At 66.4% G+C, this 16,017-nt stretch carries 12 protein-coding genes; 3 read left to right on the top strand and 9 right to left on the bottom strand.

Translation table 11 applies throughout. The features are described from left to right. Nucleotides 1–20: 20 nt before the first annotated feature. The gene (locus ACQR50_RS08395) at nucleotides 21–3,059 is read right to left on the bottom strand and encodes a ligand-binding sensor domain-containing diguanylate cyclase (protein WP_428970584.1); all 3,039 of its coding nucleotides are present in this window, start codon (nucleotides 3,057–3,059) and stop codon (nucleotides 21–23) included. A 239-nt stretch (nucleotides 3,060–3,298) separates the two neighbouring features. Here ACQR50_RS08395 and dinB point away from each other — a divergent pair, with 239 nt between their 5' ends. Next, nucleotides 3,299–4,348 carry a DNA polymerase IV gene (gene dinB, locus ACQR50_RS08390; RefSeq protein ID WP_428970670.1) on the top strand — a complete coding sequence of 350 codons (1,050 nt, stop codon included), beginning with the start codon at nucleotides 3,299–3,301 and terminating at the stop codon, nucleotides 4,346–4,348. 7 nt (nucleotides 4,349–4,355) lie between these two features. Here the strand turns inward: dinB and ACQR50_RS08385 are convergent, their stop codons facing one another. The 4 genes from ACQR50_RS08385 to glmU form a co-directional block, all read right to left on the bottom strand. Next, nucleotides 4,356–6,071: an ATP-binding protein gene (locus ACQR50_RS08385; RefSeq protein ID WP_428970583.1), complete on the bottom strand. Its 1,716-nt coding sequence runs from the start codon at nucleotides 6,069–6,071 to the stop codon at nucleotides 4,356–4,358. Between the two features lie 65 nt (nucleotides 6,072–6,136). Next, nucleotides 6,137–8,014, bottom strand: a complete 1,878-nt coding sequence (locus ACQR50_RS08380; RefSeq protein ID WP_428970582.1) for a putative bifunctional diguanylate cyclase/phosphodiesterase — start codon at nucleotides 8,012–8,014, stop codon at nucleotides 6,137–6,139. A gap of 78 nt (nucleotides 8,015–8,092) precedes the next feature. Next, entirely contained in the window at nucleotides 8,093–9,916 is a 1,824-nt protein-coding gene (gene glmS, locus ACQR50_RS08375) for a glutamine--fructose-6-phosphate transaminase (isomerizing) (protein WP_428970581.1), read from the bottom strand. Nucleotides 9,917–9,923: 7 nt separating this feature from the next. After that, nucleotides 9,924–11,288 carry a bifunctional UDP-N-acetylglucosamine diphosphorylase/glucosamine-1-phosphate N-acetyltransferase GlmU gene (gene glmU / locus ACQR50_RS08370; RefSeq protein WP_428970580.1) on the bottom strand — a complete coding sequence of 455 codons (1,365 nt, stop codon included), beginning with the start codon at nucleotides 11,286–11,288 and terminating at the stop codon, nucleotides 9,924–9,926. A gap of 62 nt (nucleotides 11,289–11,350) precedes the next feature. Between glmU and ACQR50_RS08365 the strand changes: the two genes are divergently transcribed. After that, on the top strand, nucleotides 11,351–12,043 hold the full coding sequence (locus ACQR50_RS08365) for an HAD-IA family hydrolase (RefSeq protein ID WP_428970579.1): 693 nt from the start codon (nucleotides 11,351–11,353) through the stop codon (nucleotides 12,041–12,043). Here the strand turns inward: ACQR50_RS08365 and ACQR50_RS08360 are convergent. The 4 genes from ACQR50_RS08360 to ACQR50_RS08345 are packed head-to-tail and all read right to left on the bottom strand — an operon-like array spanning nucleotide 12,003 to nucleotide 14,608. Continuing rightward, nucleotides 12,003–13,019: a nucleotidyltransferase domain-containing protein gene (locus ACQR50_RS08360; RefSeq protein WP_428970578.1), complete on the bottom strand. Its 1,017-nt coding sequence runs from the start codon at nucleotides 13,017–13,019 to the stop codon at nucleotides 12,003–12,005. The two genes, ACQR50_RS08365 and ACQR50_RS08360, sit on opposite strands and share 41 nt — an antisense overlap. After that, nucleotides 13,016–13,861 (bottom strand): HprK-related kinase A, encoded by an 846-nt coding sequence (locus ACQR50_RS08355; RefSeq protein WP_428970577.1) that lies wholly within the window; start codon nucleotides 13,859–13,861, stop codon nucleotides 13,016–13,018. Before ACQR50_RS08355 ends, ACQR50_RS08360 begins: the two co-directional genes overlap by 4 nt. Continuing rightward, nucleotides 13,858–14,136, bottom strand: coding sequence for an HPr-rel-A system PqqD family peptide chaperone (locus tag ACQR50_RS08350; protein WP_428970576.1), 279 nt, complete (start codon nucleotides 14,134–14,136; stop codon nucleotides 13,858–13,860). The genes ACQR50_RS08355 and ACQR50_RS08350 overlap by 4 nt, the downstream gene beginning before the upstream one ends. A gap of 4 nt (nucleotides 14,137–14,140) precedes the next feature. Then, the gene (locus ACQR50_RS08345; RefSeq protein WP_428970575.1) at nucleotides 14,141–14,608 is read right to left on the bottom strand and encodes a hypothetical protein; all 468 of its coding nucleotides are present in this window, start codon (nucleotides 14,606–14,608) and stop codon (nucleotides 14,141–14,143) included. Nucleotides 14,609–14,752: 144 nt separating this feature from the next. Here ACQR50_RS08345 and ACQR50_RS08340 point away from each other — a divergent pair, with 144 nt between their 5' ends. Beyond that, on the top strand, nucleotides 14,753–15,997 hold the full coding sequence (locus tag ACQR50_RS08340; RefSeq protein ID WP_428970574.1) for a sensor histidine kinase: 1,245 nt from the start codon (nucleotides 14,753–14,755) through the stop codon (nucleotides 15,995–15,997). The last annotated feature ends 20 nt before the right edge of the window (nucleotides 15,998–16,017 follow it).

Here is a 16,017-nt window from a genome sequence, read left to right as displayed (position 1 = left end):
GGGCGTGCACGGGTTCCGGATCAGGCCGCCCGCGCGACCCGGTCCCTTCCGTTACGCTTCGCTTCGTAGAGCGCGTCGTCGGCACGGCGGATCATGGCCGCCACGTCTTCGCACGGACGCCACTCCGTCACGCCCGCGCTGAACGTCACGGTGATCGCCTGGTTGCCGACCAGCAGCGGGGTGCTGGCGATCTCCTGCCGCAAGCGTTCGACGATGCCCGTCGCGCTGTCGAGCGTCGCGCCGGGAAAGAGGATTGCGATCTCCTCGCCGCCATAGCGCGCCACGACGTCGTTCGACCTCACGCCCTTCAGAAGGCGAGCCGACATGCGCATCAGCACCTCATCGCCCGCGCTATGGCCATAGCCGTCATTGATGCGCTTGAAATGATCGATATCGAGGAGCGCGAAAGTGAAGCGGTTGTCCTCCGCAATTGCACGGTCGCGCGCATCCTGGAGCGCGGCCATCAGCGTCCGGCGATTGGCCAACCCGGTCAGCGGATCGGTACTGGCCAGGCGGTCGAGTTGCTCGTTCGCGGCGCGCAGCGCGCTGGTCCGCTCCTCGACCATGGTTTCCAGCATGCGCGCGCGACGGCGGACGACTGCGGTGACGAGCCAGAAGGTCGCCCCTAGCAACAGGAGGAACAGCATCGCCAGCCCGGTCCGTCCCAGCCAGCTTTCATACCATTGCGGGTCGACCGTGATCTCGACGCGACGCTCGACCATCCGGGCGCCCAGGCCCGGGATATAGGCTCGAAGTTCCAGGCTATAGGATCCGGCCGGAAGGTTCGTATAGGTCGCGCTGGCAGGCGTACCGGCAGGTACCGTCATCCATGTCCGGTCGAATCCGTCCAGGCGATAGCTGTAGCGGATCGTCTCCGGCGCGTCGTAATCGGCCAGGGCAAAACCGATGCGCAGGGTCCGCCCGTCCGTACCCCAGCGTAGCGAAAGCGACTCGGCGGCCGAATCCACGGTCAGCGCGTGACCGTCGATATCCGCAGAACTGACGATCAACGGCCCCGGACGGGCGTGGCTCAGCCGCCCGAGCAGGACATCGGGTTGCAGGACGATCAGCCCGTCCGGTGCGCCGAACAGAAGCGACCCGTCCGCCATACGCGCCGCCGCCCGCTGATTGAAGGCGCTGGCGCTCAGTCCGTCGCGCTGGCTCATGACCCGCACCTTGCGGCCCAGCGGGTCGATGACCGAGATACCGCCGGCACTCGCGACCCAGGGACGTTGCTGGGCATCGAGGACGAGGGAGGCGACATTGTCGCCCGCCAGACCCTGTGCTTCCGCAATCGCACGGAAGCGCCAGCCGCCTGCCACCGCCCGCCCCAGGGCTACGCCGCCATAGGTTCCCACCCATATCCTGCGCCCGGACGGAATGATCGAACCGGCATAGTCCTGCGGCAAGCTGCCCGGACCGGGCGAGCGGCTGGAAAAATTGGTGAACGTCCCACCTGGCAGGTCGAGATGGCCGATGCCGCCGGGTGTGGCGACCAGCACGCTGCCATCGGGCCGCGTCACGATGTTGATGACTTCGTTGTTGGGCAGGCTGTGCGGGTCGGCGGCGTCATGTTCGAACACCCGCACCTGACCGTCACGGCGCCGTCGAACGAACAGGCCCTTGTAGGTGCCGATCAACAGCGCATCGGGCGTCTCGGCCAATGAGATGACCGGAAGGTCGCCGAGCCCGTTCACGGTCAACGCATGCTGCGACAGGGTGCGCGGATCGATCGCGACGACACCACGCGCCCCGAGGAGGATGGTACCGTCCGACGCCTCCAGCAGCGCCTTGATATCCTGCCCGCCGTGATGGCCTTTCAGGGTCAGTCGACGAACCCGCCCCGCCTTGCGGTCGAGCGCATCCACGGTCCCGTTGCTCAGACCCAGCCAGACCTGATCATGCCGGTCGACCATGATCCCGCGAACATTGTCGTCCGACAGCGACATGCGCGGATCGGGCATTGCCGATCCGATACGCAACGTCCCGCCGCCCAGCCCCTGAGTCCGCGCCGCGCCCATTTCGGTCGCGGCCCAGACGCCTCCCGACCCGTCCAGCGCCAGGGCGCGCACCGTGTCGCCCGCCAGGGACATCGGATTCGCGCTCAGATGCCGGATCGCGGTCGCCGAAAAGTCGTTGCGGGGATCGATCAGCACGATCCCCATGCCATCGGTGCCGAACCACAGCCGTCCGCGTTCGTCTTCGACGATCGCCCTGATCGTCCGATGCCCGATCAGGGGGGCAGCACCACGCAGAGCGGGCATTTGCGAAAAACGTGGGCTGATGCCGCGATCGGTCGACAAGTAGACGCCGTCCGAACCGGTCCCGACCCATAGCCGCCCATGCCGATCCCGCAGGATCGACCAGATGTCACGGCTGTCCGCAGCATCCACGAGCGACGTCGGATGGAACCGCGTAGACGTGGCAGGTCGCACCCACAGTCCGCCTTCACACCCCGCCCAGAGCGTGCCATCCGCATCGCGGTACACCGCAAACGCGCCCTCACGGCGCCCGTCGGCCGACCGGATCGCCGAACCCGCCATGGAATCGAGTTGATCGGTCCCGGCGATATAATGGTGAACGCCGCCGTCCGACGCGACATAGGCCCCTCCCGATCCATCGGGGGTAAAGCCGAACACGCGGCTTCCGGTCGGGCCGTTCCGGGGCCTCAACCGGATGAAGCGGCCACTTGCGGGTTCGTAACGCGCCAGGCCGCCGACATTGGTGCCGATCAGCAGCCCGCCATCCGGCAGCGCCATAAGCGAGCGGACATAATTATCCGGAAGCGAAAAGGGATCGCTCGACAAGGCTTTGAAGCTACGGACGCGCTGCCCGTCATAGCGGATCAGACCGCCACGCGTGCCGATCCACATGGTCCCGTCGCTGGCGCGGACAACCGCCGTCGCGGTGATGTGGGGCAGGCGCACCGCATCGCCGAGCCGCGTGAAGCTGGCCCATTGCCATGCCGCCCACGGATCGCTGCGTGCTTCTCCCCGGACCATGACGGGCAGACACAGGAGCAACAAAAGGGCAGCGGCGCCGAAGGATCGGAAGCGCATCAAATCATTATCCCGCGATCCTTTTAGGAAAGGTTCGATAAAAGGATGTTAATTTTGATCAACATACCCTTTGTCGTCCCGACGACCCCGGGGCTTGACGTATCGGCATTGTTCCTGTTTCGTTTTCAAGCCCGTAGCGTGCGGGCGCGAGAATCGTCCCGGGCTTTTGCGTGCCAGCGCCAACACCTCCTACCGATGAAACGGCGCAGCATAACGGGCGCAAGATCATCCATGTCGACATGGACGCCTTCTATACCTCGGTCGAGCAGCGCGACGATCCGGCGTTGCGTGGGCGTCCGCTCGCCGTGGGCGGTTCGCGTGCAAGGGGTGTCGTGGCGGCGGCGAGCTACGAAGCGCGGACCTTCGGCGTTCGGTCGGCCATGCCTTCGGTGACGGCCTTGCGGAAATGCCCGGACCTCGTGTTCGTGCCGCCTCGGTTCGACGTCTATCGCGAGGTTTCGCAACAGATCCGCGCCATCTTCGCCCGCTATACCGAACTGATCGAACCGCTGTCGCTCGACGAAGCCTATCTCGACGTCACCGAAGACCGGGCCGCCCTGGGGTCGGCCACCGCCATCGCCAATGCCATTCGCGAGGCGATCCGCGCGGAGACGGGGCTGACCGCCTCGGCCGGGGTCAGCTACAACAAGTTCATCGCCAAGCTCGCTTCGGATCAGAACAAGCCCGACGGCATATGCATCATTCCACCGGCGCACGGCGCGACCTTTGTCGCGGGCCTGCCGGTGAAGCGGTTCCACGGTGTCGGCCCGGTCACGGCACGCAAGATGGAGGCTCTGGGCATCCTGACCGGACAGGATTTGCGCGACCGGCCGTTGGATTTCCTGCAACGCCATTTCGGCAGCTATGCTGATTATCTCTACGGGGCCGCGCGCGGGATCGACCACCGACCGGTTCGTGCCCATCGCATCGCCAAGTCGGTCGGAGCCGAGCGGACTTTCGAGTCCGATCTGTCCGATCGCGAGGGGTTGCGAGCCGCGCTGGAGCGGGTGGTCGACGCCGCCTGGACCCGGATCGAACGAAGCGGCGCCGCGGGCCGGACGGTGACCCTGAAATTACGGCACAGCGACTTTCGGACCATTACACGAGCTCGCTCGGCCCATCACCCGATCCGTGACCGTGCCGAGTTTCTGGCGGTCGGGCTCGATCTGTTGGACCAGCAACTGCCGGTGACGCTCGGGGTCCGTTTGCTGGGGCTGACGCTGTCCGGCCTGTCCAGCGATGATGACGGCGCACCGTCCGGCCCGACCCAGGCGGAACTGCCGCTATGATCGGCGGTCAGGCGGCGAGTTCGATCTGGCGCTCTCCATCCGCGTCGAGCGTCAGGATCGCCACCGCACCGGTGCCCCGGCCCGCGCTGCGCAATTCGAGCGTTCCGCCCATCCCCGCCATGGAATTGGCACACCAATGCAGGCCGAGCCCGCCGGACTTTTCGGTCCGGGTCGAGTAGCCGGGCTGGAACAGCCGGGTCGCCTGCGCGGGCTCGAACCCCTCGCCGTCATCGATGATCCGTACCGACAGCCGCCCTTCGCCGGGCGGCGGAATGTCGACGGTGATCGCGCCATGATCGCGCCCCGTCGCGACGATTGCCTCGACCGCGTTGGAGAAGAGGTTGCCGATCACCTGGCTCAGGATCACCCGGTTCGCCATCACATAGGCGGGGTGGGCCGGAAAGGTGAAGCTGATCGATACGGCATGGGCATAGCGTGCGATCGTCGCATTGCGGGCGACGATATCACTGATGTCGCAGCGTTCGCGGGCGGGCCGCTCATGAGCCCGGGCCTGTTGCGCGCCGATGATTTCCAGCGTCTGGCGCATGGCATCGCGCCCGACTTCCAACTGCCGCCGGACCTCGGTGCGGGCCAGCGCCTCTGCATCGAAGGCGGTCGACAGGAAGGCGACCAGCTTGGCCCGCCTCTCCGGCTCGACCTCTCCGCCCGCCAGTTCGGCCAGCGCGCGGTCGAGCAGGTCGCGCCGGGCGCTGTCATGCTGAACAACGCCGTGGCTGAGGATCGTCGCCAGGGGTGCCAGCGCGTTGCGGACATTGTGCAGGACCGCGACGGCGCTTTCCGAACGACCGAGCGCGAAGCTCTGGATTTCGTTGCGTTCGCGCAAATCCTTGAGCTGGCTGAGCATGGCGTTGAAGTTGCGGCCGAGCGATCCGAACTCCTCGCATTGGCTTAGATCGTCCTCGAACGGCAGCAGCGCGCCCGATGCCTGGACCCGCTGCATATGCCGCTCGACCCGGTCGAGCGGGACGAGGACGAAGCGCCCCAGCGCCCGGCGCAGCATGAGCAGGAGCAGCACCAGCAAGAGGATCGATGCCGCCGCCGCCAATAGGAGAACGCGACGGCCAAGCAACACGACCTCGCGTGAAACCCGGAACCGGGCCGAGGCGACCGGCCGCCCATCAGGTCCATCGACCGGCACGGCGATATCGATGAATTGCGCGCCGCGGCTGGTCGCAGCATAACTGGCCGAAGCCCCGGTAGAAAGGGCCACCGGTCGTCCAAGCAGGCGAGACAGATTCTGCCCCGTCAGACGCCGCGCCACGGCGACATGGGTATCGCCGCGCGGGCTGTCCGCCACGCCAACGGCCAGGACGTCTTCCCCGACGGACAGATAGAAACGCGTCGAGCGGCCCGCGTTCACCAGACGCTCGAAATCCAGGCGATCCAGTGCCGCCTCGACCTGACGCGTCTCTTTGGTCAAGGGTCCCTGAATGCCGCCGCTCTGACCGGCCACGCGCCGATACACGATGCCTGGGGCTGGCCCCGTCGACACGATGTCATGGGAGGCGATGGCACTGGCCTGTTCGCGTGCGGCAACCTCGCTGATCGCCGCGAAATCCGACAACACCGTCTGCGCCCGACCGCGATAGCCCTCCGTCGCCCGCTCTTCCAACTCGGCAAAGCCCGGCGAGATGACCAGCGTCAGCAGGACGGCCAGCGCCAATGCCCCGCCGATCCCGGTCAGGGTGAGAAGCGACACCATGGTCTCACGAAGCGACCGTGGCCGCTGCCGCCGTTCATGCCACCGGCGCATGATGCTTCGCCGCGTCAGCGCCCCGCGCCTGCCATGCTGGGAGCCGATCCTTCAGCCTCGCCGGGCAGCGTCAGGAATTTCCGTTCGGCCAGTGCGCGCGCCTCGGTCGCGGGAACGGGTTTGGAGAAGAGATAGCCCTGGAGATGACTGGCACCCGCGACGCGCAGCGCCTGTGCCTGGGATTCCGTCTCGACGCCCTCCGCGATCACGCCCAGGCCCAACGCCCGACCCAGATGGATGATGGAATGGACGATCGCCGCAGACTCGCGCTCGCGCCCCATGCCGTCGATGAAGCTGCGGTCGATCTTCAGGCAGTCCAGCGCGAATTTGCGGATATTGTAGAGGCTGGAATAGCCCGTGCCGAAGTCGTCGAGCGCGATACGGAAGCCCAGCTTGCGCAGTTCGCAAAGGGTCTGCGCGGCATGTTCGGCGTCATCGAAGATCGCCGTCTCGGTAATCTCGATCTGGACCCGCTGGGGCTCGACGCCCGCCCGTCGCACGCTCTCCATGACATGCCCGACGAAATGCGAACGGCGGAATTGGATCGGGCTGAAATTCACCGAAACATACTGACCCGGCCAATGCTGGAGCTCGGCCAGGGCGTGGTCCAGGATCCAGTCACCCAGATCATGGATCAGGGTGCTTTCCTCGGCCAGCGGGATGAAGATCGCCGGGCTGATCGCGCCGCGTTCGGGCGTGCTCCAGCGGACAAGCGCCTCGAACCCGACAATGTCCAGGCTGCCCCGGGCGACAATCGGCTGATAGGCCAGGCTCAGCTCGTCGCGGACGATGGCCTGGCTCAAGCCCGCCTCGATCTCGCGGCGGACGCGAATGCCTTCGTCCATGCTGGCATCGAACACCCGGACGGTGCCGCGCCCCGAACGCTTGGCTTCGTTCAGCGCCATGTCGGCCTGTCGGACAAGATCGGTCGGGTCGCGCTCCCCGCCCGGCTGGCACATCACCAAGCCGCAGGATGCGCCGCACCGTACCGCATGGCCCAATACGTTGAAGGTCGAGGCGCAGGCGGTGACGATCCGGTCACAGGCGACCACGGCCAGATCGATGTCTTCGGCATCGAAGAAGATGCCGAACTCGTCGCCGCCCAGCCGGGCCAGCATCGCGCCCTCGGGCATTTGGGCCTGGATGGTCGTGCAAACCTCGCGGATCAACTCATCCCCGGCAAGGTGGCCCAGCGTGTCGTTGACCAGCTTGAACCGGTCGAGATCGAGCATTGCGGTAACGTAGGAACGGTCCTGACGCCCGCGCTCGGTCAGGCCGCGCAGGAAAGCGACGCGGTTGGGGGCATCGGTCAGGGCGTCGTGCGTGGCGATATGCATCGCCCGGCTCTCGTTCGCCTCCAGCTCGGCGGTCTTTTCCTCCAGCGTCGCGACCTGCGTCGCCAGCAATGCCCGGGCGGCGGCCAGTTCGCGGTCATTGTTCCAGCGGTGGCACAAGGCGTGCGCCATCTGCTGGACTTCGATCACCTCGAACGGCTTGGCGATGTAGAAGATCTTGTCGGCCGGCCCCGCCACCTTGCCGATCTCGGCGGGAGAGAAATCCGAATAGCCGGTGACGATGACGATATGGATATCGGGATCGAGCGCCCGGATGCGCCGCGCGGTTTCGCGACCGTCGATACCCGGCGGCATCCGTATGTCGATGAACGCCACCGCGAAAGGCGATCCTTCCGCCTGGGCTCGCTCGACTTCGGCGACCGCCTCCAGACCCTGATGGCAATGATGCCGGGCGAGGACGAAGTCGTCGTCCCACCCGTCGGCGGCCTCACCGAACAGCTCGGTCGCCATCGCGTCCAGCGCGGCGTTCCGTCCCGAGAAGCACAGGTCGTAGCTCTCGTGAACCGCCGGTTCGTCGTCGACGATCAGAATACGCATCCGGCTACCATCCGTCTTCATTACTCAACACGACGACAGATGGTAACCGTAGAGGCTTAAAGTGACGTAAATGGTCAGTTATTCGACCGTAACGCTCTTGGCGAGATTGCGCGGCTGGTCGACATCGGTGCCCTTGGCGACGGCGACATGATAGGCGAGCAGCTGTACCGGCACCGCATAGACGATCGGCGCGATCAGCGGGTGGACCTTGGGCATGGTGATGGTGGCGATGCAGCCGTCGCCCGCCGCCTCGATCCCGTCATAGTCGGAGATCAGGATCACCTTGCCGCCGCGCGCCTGAACTTCCTGCATGTTCGAGACGGTCTTTTCGAACAGCGGGCCGGAGGGCGCGATGACGATGACGGGGACATGCTCGTCGATCAGCGCGATCGGGCCGTGCTTCATCTCGCCCGCCGCATAACCTTCGGCGTGTATGTAGCTGATTTCCTTCAGCTTCAATGCACCTTCCAGCGCCAGCGGATAGTCGGTGCCGCGCCCCAGATAGAGCACGTCGCGCGCGCCCGCGACGGCACCCGCCATGCCCTCGATCGCTTCGTCATAGGCCAGTGCGCCGTTGATGGCGGCGGGCGCTTCGGCCAGATGACGGACGATCTGCTTCTCCTCGTCAGCCGACAGCCGCCCCTTGGCCTTGGCCAGATTGGCGGCCAGCGCGGCGAGCACGCTGAGCTGGCAGGTAAAGGCCTTGGTCGAGGCGACGCCGATCTCCGGCCCGGCATGGGTCGGCAGCAGCAGGTCCGCCTCGCGCGCCATCGAACTGGTCGGCACGTTGACCACCGCCGCGATCGTCTGCCCCTCATTCTTGGCATGACGAAGCGCCGCCAGCGTGTCGGCGGTCTCGCCAGACTGGCTGATGACGATCATCAGGCCGCCCGGCTCCATGACGGGCGCGCGATAGCGGAATTCGGACGCGACATCGAGGTCGACGGGCACGCGCGCAAACTGCTCGAACCAGTATTTGGCGACCATGCCCGCATAGAAGCTTGTGCCGCAGGCGACGATAGTGACCCGCTTGATGCCCGACAGGTCGAAGTCGGGAATGGGCAGCGCCACCTTGCCCTCCAGCCGCTGGAGATACGAGCGCAGCGTCTGGGCGACGACGATCGGCTGCTCGTAGATTTCCTTCTGCATGAAGTGGCGGTGATTGCCCTTGTCGATCAGCGCGCCGGTGACGCCCGACAGGGTGACGGGTCGCTCGACGGGGGTGTTGTCACGGTCATAGACCTGGGCGCCCTCGCGGGTGCAGACGACCCAGTCGCCCTCGTCCAGATAGGCGATACGCTGGGTCAGCGGCGCCAGCGCCAGCGCGTCGGACCCCAGATAGGTCTCGTCATCGCCGTAACCGACCACCAGCGGCGAGCCGAGCCGCGCGCCGATCAGCATGTCGGGCTGGTCGCGGAACAGGATGGCGAGCGCGAACGCACCGTGCAGGCGCGGCAGGACCTCGCGGACGGCGGCAACGGGGTCGAGGCCCTGCTCCACCTTCTCGCTGACCAGATGCGCCACGACTTCGGTGTCGGTTTCGCTGGTGAAGACCCGGCCGCGCCCGATCAGTTCGTCGCGCAAGGCCTTGAAGTTCTCGATGATGCCGTTGTGCACGACGGCGACGTGATCGGTCGCGTGTGGGTGGGCATTGTTGGTCGTCGGACCGCCATGCGTCGCCCAGCGGGTATGCGCGATACCGATGGAGCCGGGCAACGGGTGCGCCGCAAGTTCCTTGGCCAGATTGACTAGCTTGCCCGACGCCCGGCGACGCTCGATCTCGCCATGGTCGATCGTCGCAATGCCCGCCGAGTCATAGCCCCGATATTCCAGGCGACGCAGCCCGTCGAGCAGCCGCTCGGCCACGTCGTCACCACCCAGAATTCCCACGATACCGCACATAAGCTACTTACTCCCCAGCCTTTTTCGCGGCCTTTTTGGCCGTCATCATGTCTCTGAAACGCTTGGCCCAACCGGCCTTGGTCTGCCGCTCGGCGCGGACGAGTGCGAGGGCATCGGCCTCTACGTCGCTCGTCACGACCGAACCCGCCCCCACGATCGCACCCGCTCCGATCGCGACGGGCGCGACCAGCGCCGAGTTCGAGCCGATAAAAGCCCCCTCGCCGATCACGGTCTTATACTTCAGGAAGCCGTCATAATTGCAGGTGATGGTGCCCGCGCCGATATTGGCGCCCGCACCCACTTCGGCATCGCCCAGATAGGTCAGATGATTGGCCTTGGCGCCGGGACCGAGGACGGCCTTCTTCATCTCGACGAAATTGCCGACCCGCGCGCCCTCGCGCACGTCCGCACCGGGACGAAGCCGGGCATAGGGGCCGATATCCGCACCGGTCGCGACGATCGCACCCTCCAGATGGCTGAAGGCATGGATGGTCACGCCGTCGGCGACATGGACGCCGGGGCCGAACACGACATGCGGCTCGATCACCACGTCGCGGCCGAGACGGGTATCGTGCGAGAACCAGACCGTGTCGGGGGCGATCAGCGTCGCGCCGTCGGCCATCGCACGCGCACGACGACGGACCTGCCAGTCCCCCTCGACCACCGCCAGTTCGGCCCGGCTGTTGACGCCCGCGACCTCGCCCGCGCCCGTCTCGATAACGGCCGAGTGGCGACCGTCTGCGGCGGCCAGCATGACGATATCGGGCAGATAATATTCCCCGGCCGCATTGTCGTTGCCGACCCGGTCGAGCAGGCCGAACAAATCGCTCGAGCGCACAGCCATCAGGCCGGAATTGCAGAGGGTTACGGCACGCTCTTCAGGATTGGCATCCTTGAACTCGACCATCCGATCGATACGCCCGTTCCGATCGGCGATGACCCGGCCATAAGCGGCAGGATCGCCGGGACGGAAGCCCAGCACCACCGCCGCCGGCACATCGGCTTCGCCCAGCCGGTCGATCATCGCACGCATCGTCCGTGCCTCCACCAGCGGAACGTCGCCGTAGAGGATCAGCACATCGCCGTCGAACCCCGCCAGTGCCTCGCGCGCCTGCGCGACGGCATGGCCGGTGCCCAGCTGTTCGGCCTGAAGCGCGGTGGCGACGCCCAGCGGAGCGACGGCCGCCTCGACCTGCTCGCGCCCGGCGCCCGTCACCACGACCATGCGTTCCGGCGACAAGGCCTTCACGCTGTCGATCAGGTGGAGCAGCATCGGCCGCCCGGCAATGGGGTGAAGGACCTTGTGCAGGTCCGACTTCATGCGGGTGCCCTTGCCCGCGGCGAGGATGATGGCGGCGATCGGTCTCGTCATGACGGTTGCGCCTGCCATGGATTTTCGGTCAAGGCCAGTCGGAGACTGCACCGGGACCGAACATGGACGTCAATTCATCGCATGGTTTTCCCTTCGCCATCGTCGGCTTCGACCTGGACGGCACGCTGCTGGATACCAGCGGCGACCTGACCGCCGCCGTCAACCACGCGCTGGGCTCGATCGGACGTGCGCCCCTGAGCGTCGAGGCGGTCAAGCCGATGATCGGCGGCGGCGCCCGCGCGATGTTGCGGCACGGGCTGGACGCGACCGGCGGCCATGATGCCGAGACGCTGGATCGGCTGCACCATCTGCTGCTCGAATATTACGAGGCGCATCTGGCGGTGCATACCGCGCCCTTCCCCGGCGCGATCGAGGCGCTGGATGAATTGGCGGCGCGCGGCGTAACGCTGGGCATCATGACCAACAAGCTGGAGCGCTTCGCCCGGGCGATCCTGGGGGCGCTGGACCTGACCGATCGCTTCGCCTCGATCATCGGCGGCGATACGCTGGGCGTCGCAAAGCCCTCGCCCAGACCGATCCAGGCGCTGGTCGAACAGTGCGGCGGGGGAAAAGCGGCGTTCGTCGGCGATTCGATCTTCGACGTTCAGGCGGCCCGTGCGGCGCGACTGCCGGTCATCACCTGCTCCTTCGGGTTCCTGAGCCAGTCGGTCGAGGCCCTCGGGGGCGATGCGATCATCGACAGCTATGCCGAGCTTATCCCGACCCTGACGCGGCTTTCGCCTTCCGCCACTTGATCCACAAATGCCGGATGAGCATCGGCAGCGGCATTCGGATGAGGTGCGAGCGGATATAAAAGACGGTCCGTAACGCCTTGTGCCGTTCCCGCCCCCATCCGTCACGCGCCATCATGCGGCTTCGGTAAAGGCGATCGATCATGGTCAGCCTTTGCCACCGGGCAGGAACGGTCGTGCCGTAAAGCGCATGCGTCAACCGCAGCGCACGATCGACGGCGGACGAAAGGCCGTGATGCGCCGCCCGCGCCTCCAGCCCCTCCATGCCCTTTTCCTCGATCAGCGCATGAATATCCCACAAATTGCGGAGGCCACCGGCCAGTTCGCCATCGGCCAACAGATGCGCCGCCGCATGGACGATCATGTCCGTATGGCACAGCACCGCCAAGCCGCCGCCCAGTGCTTCGGCATCGTCGATCAGCGCCTGCGCATCCGGTGTGGGCCCCGCCGTCAGCGGCAGGATGGTGTGGTGCACATCGACCATCCGCCCCCGCTCGCCATGGACCAGCGGCGGAAGCTCGTGCATCCATTGGCGATAATAGAGGTCATCATAGGGATCGGATTTCATCCATTCCCATCCGGCATCGACCAGCAGCTTCTCGGCATGGTCAAGCAGGGGTCGGGAAAGCAGGATATCGCAGTCGCCGATACCACGCCCCTGCCCCGCCGCCAGCCCGGCCGCGACGAAGGCGGTGCCTTTCAACAGGATGACCGGGTGCCCCAGGGGCCGAAGCGCCAGCGCCACGCGGTTCGCCTCCCACAGCGCCGTCCGCCTGGCCTCGGCGGCGTCGATCCGCGCCTCCGCCAGCGCCCCGACGACCGAACCGGGTAATGCGAGCCCCTCCAACCGATACGCCAAGGTTCCGGCCAGCGTCTCCGCCCGCGCAACGGCCAGCACCTCGGTCCAGTGCGCCGGATCGACCGCCCCAGCCCGCTCGGGATCACGCAGCAGCGCGACCAATGTCCGGACCGCGCTCACAGCGCCTCCCACAGGGCTTCGATGGCGGCGACACCCGCTTCACCGTCGGGATAATCCAGCGCCACCGCCGGGACCTGCGCGCGAAGACGGGTCAGCGTCCGGAACCCGGCCTCCCCCATCGCGACATAGTTGGTCGACGCCTGGGTCAGTCGCATGAAGGTCTCGGTCGGCGCGAGGCCGCTCAAGGCGGAGGGAAAACCGAAGCGCGGAAAGACCAACAGCGCAGGCCGTGCAGGCTCGTCCATCGCAGCGATCGCAGCGGCGGGCGGCGCGACGTGGCGCACATCGCCCTTGGGCGTGCCCGTCAGCAACGGACCTGTGCGATAGCCTTCGGGAATGAGCGAAAGGCTCTCGTTCTTCAGGCTGACCGGACGCGGAAAGGGATGGGTCAGGCCGGTGTCCGGATCGATCATGGCGAACTCGTCGCCCAGGAAGCGCCAGCCCCGCCGCGACAGCATCAACGCCAGCGTCGACTTGCCTGCGCCGGACACGCCGCTCATCAGGATCGCCCGATCGCCGCGCGCGACCACGGCGGCATGAAGCAGCAGGTGACGGCGATGTCCGAGCGCAACCTGCAGGTTCATGCCCATCTCGGCCGCCAGCACGCCTTGCGCCAACGGCAATGGCGACGCATCGGGCAGCCAGTAATCCCCCGCCACCCGAACGGATGGCCGCACCCGGCGTCGCCAGGGCGATACGGCCTCCAGCCGGACGCTGTAGTCGGCAAATTCGGGTCGCGGATAGTCGCGATACAGCGCATCGAGCGTCGCGATCGGCGCATGCCAATCCGATCCGATCCGGAAACCGACCGGCCCGACGCGCAAGGTGATTTGGTGCCTCACACCCGGTCGACCAATCCGGCCGCCTCCAGTTCGGTCAGACGAGCCTGCAGCACCGCCGAACCGTCCGCGTCACCCAGGTCGTAATCCTGCGCCAACCGAGCGAGCAACGTGTCCCTATCCAAGGGTTCGTCCGCCAGTGCCTCCAATATCTGCGGCGCCGGTTCGTTCAGCAAATGGGTCACGCCGGACGGGCGATGGAAAACGGCCGTGAACATATCCAGCGGCTCGACGATCAAGAGCGCCGCCGCCGCCGCGCGGTAGCGCGGACCGGCCACCGGATCAGGTCCTGGGATTCTGAACGGACAGGAAACAGGTATAGCCGCTCTGGCCGCCGCTCAGCTTCTTGATGTATTTGAGGTAGGCGTCGTTGGAATAATAGGTCGTGCCGGGCAGCGACATGCCCTTGTACAGCGCATTGCGCACTTCCTCGCCGGTAAAGGGACGCGGCGGCGGGGGATAAGGCCCGCCGAAAAGCGCCCCCGCCGCGCCCAGCGGGCCGGGATTGACGACATTGCCGTTCCTGTCGATGTATTTTCCGGCATCGCCCGGACCGGGCACGGGAATCTGACAGTTCAGCACCGATGCCGTCGTCTGGGCCAGCGCCGGGCGGACGGCAATGACCGTACTCGCCCCGACCGCGCCCAGCATCAGCATCCGGCGGCTGGTCACGCTGGAGGCAGGCGCATCGGCCTGCGCTTCGGGCGCGGAGCCCGATGCGGGGCCGGGTTCGGAGGGCGTGTCGTCCATGACGAAGCGATCTCCCATATTCGTCGGCCCGCCACAAGAACCTGTGCGAGCCCAGTCGCTTCCCAAAACTGGAAGCCGGGTCCGGGGAAGTCCGCCATTCAGCGGTGAAGACAGGGCGCGCGTGCGCCGCTACATCGACACGTCATGGGATTCGGCATTCGCACCTTATGGGCCATCGTCGTCGTCGTGGTGGCCGCCGCCGTCGTGTTCCTGACGGCAGGACCCGCGCCCGCCATCATCGCGCTGGTCGGCGGGATCGCGGCCGCCCTGGTCGCCAGTGAGGGCGTGCCGAACGACGTCGAGGACGACCTCGCTGCCGAGGAGGGCCATATTGGCCTCTCTCCGCTGCTCGAAGAAGCACTGGACGCGATCGTCGAGCCGGTGCTGCTGATCGAAGGCGGACGCGTGATCCTGGCCAATCGTTCGGCACGCGGGCTGCTCGGCAAGCATATCGTCGGCGAGGATGCGCGCATTGCCATCCGCCACCCCGCCGCCGCCGAACGTCTGCTGGCCAAGGAAGGCGTGACCGATCCCGGCCAACCGATCTCGCTCGTCGGACTGGGGTCGCTCGAACAGCGCTGGGAAATGCGCGTCGCCGATACCACGAGCGGCCAGCGTATCGTCCACCTGATCGACCAGACCGCGCACGACGCCGCCGAGCGGATGCGCGTCGACTTCGTGGCCAATGCCAGCCACGAATTGCGCACCCCCCTCGCCTCGATCCTCGGGTTCATCGAAACCCTGGGCGACGAAGCGGGCGAGGATGCTGAAATCCGCGCGCGCTTCCTGAAGGTGATGTTCGACGAGGCGCGGCGGATGCAGCGGCTGGTCGAGGACCTGATCTCGCTCAGCCGGATCGAGGCCGACAAATATCGCCAGCCCGCCCAGCCCGTCGATATGGCCGAACTGGTCGACCATGTCTGGGAGGAGTTTCTCGACTCCGGTTCGTCGCGTGCCGACGACATTGGCTGCGAACTGGCGGAAGATTTGCCGCCAATTGCGGGTGACCGTGCGCAATTGTCGCAGATGCTGCACAATCTGATCGGCAATGCGATGAAATACGGGAAGGCCGGGACGCCGGTGCGTGTCAGGCTGGATCGCGACGGGCCCATGCTGCGCCTGAGCGTCGCCGACCGGGGCGAAGGCATCGCCGCCAGCCATTTGCCGCGCCTGACCGAACGTTTCTACCGCGTCGACTCAGGCCGGAGCCGCAGCATCGGCGGTACGGGCCTAGGCCTCGCCATCGTGAAGCACATCGTCGAGCGGCATCGTGGAAAGCTGGAAATCGCCAGCGAGGTGGGCGTCGGGACGACCGTGACGGTCCGCCTGCCTGCGCTGAAGACACCGGAAAAGAACGCTTCCGAGAGCGCTGTCACAAAACCACAATAAAAATGTCACACGGGAGTATG

It is taken from the genome of Sphingomonas sp. Xoc002, assembly GCF_050408055.1.
In the GTDB taxonomy this organism is placed as follows: domain Bacteria; phylum Pseudomonadota; class Alphaproteobacteria; order Sphingomonadales; family Sphingomonadaceae; genus Sphingomonas; species Sphingomonas yabuuchiae.
Note: the sequence above shows the minus strand (reverse complement) of the source record. Positions and strands in the feature narration are given on the sequence as shown.

Excerpts from the sequence above, each read along its gene's own strand:
- ACQR50_RS08395 (WP_428970584.1), bottom strand. The coding sequence starts at position 3,059 with ATGCGCTTCCGATCCTTCGGCGCCGCTGCCCTTTTGTTGCTCCTGTGT.
- dinB (WP_428970670.1), top strand. The coding sequence starts at position 3,299 with ATGGACGCCTTCTATACCTCGGTCGAGCAGCGCGACGATCCGGCGTTG.
- ACQR50_RS08385 (WP_428970583.1), bottom strand. The coding sequence starts at position 6,071 with ATGGTGTCGCTTCTCACCCTGACCGGGATCGGCGGGGCATTGGCGCTG.
- ACQR50_RS08380 (WP_428970582.1), bottom strand. The coding sequence starts at position 8,014 with ATGCGTATTCTGATCGTCGACGACGAACCGGCGGTTCACGAGAGCTAC.
- glmS (WP_428970581.1), bottom strand. The coding sequence starts at position 9,916 with ATGTGCGGTATCGTGGGAATTCTGGGTGGTGACGACGTGGCCGAGCGG.
- glmU (WP_428970580.1), bottom strand. The coding sequence starts at position 11,288 with ATGACGAGACCGATCGCCGCCATCATCCTCGCCGCGGGCAAGGGCACC.
- ACQR50_RS08365 (WP_428970579.1), top strand. The coding sequence starts at position 11,351 with ATGGACGTCAATTCATCGCATGGTTTTCCCTTCGCCATCGTCGGCTTC.
- ACQR50_RS08345 (WP_428970575.1), bottom strand. The coding sequence starts at position 14,608 with ATGGACGACACGCCCTCCGAACCCGGCCCCGCATCGGGCTCCGCGCCC.
- ACQR50_RS08340 (WP_428970574.1), top strand. The coding sequence starts at position 14,753 with ATGGGATTCGGCATTCGCACCTTATGGGCCATCGTCGTCGTCGTGGTG.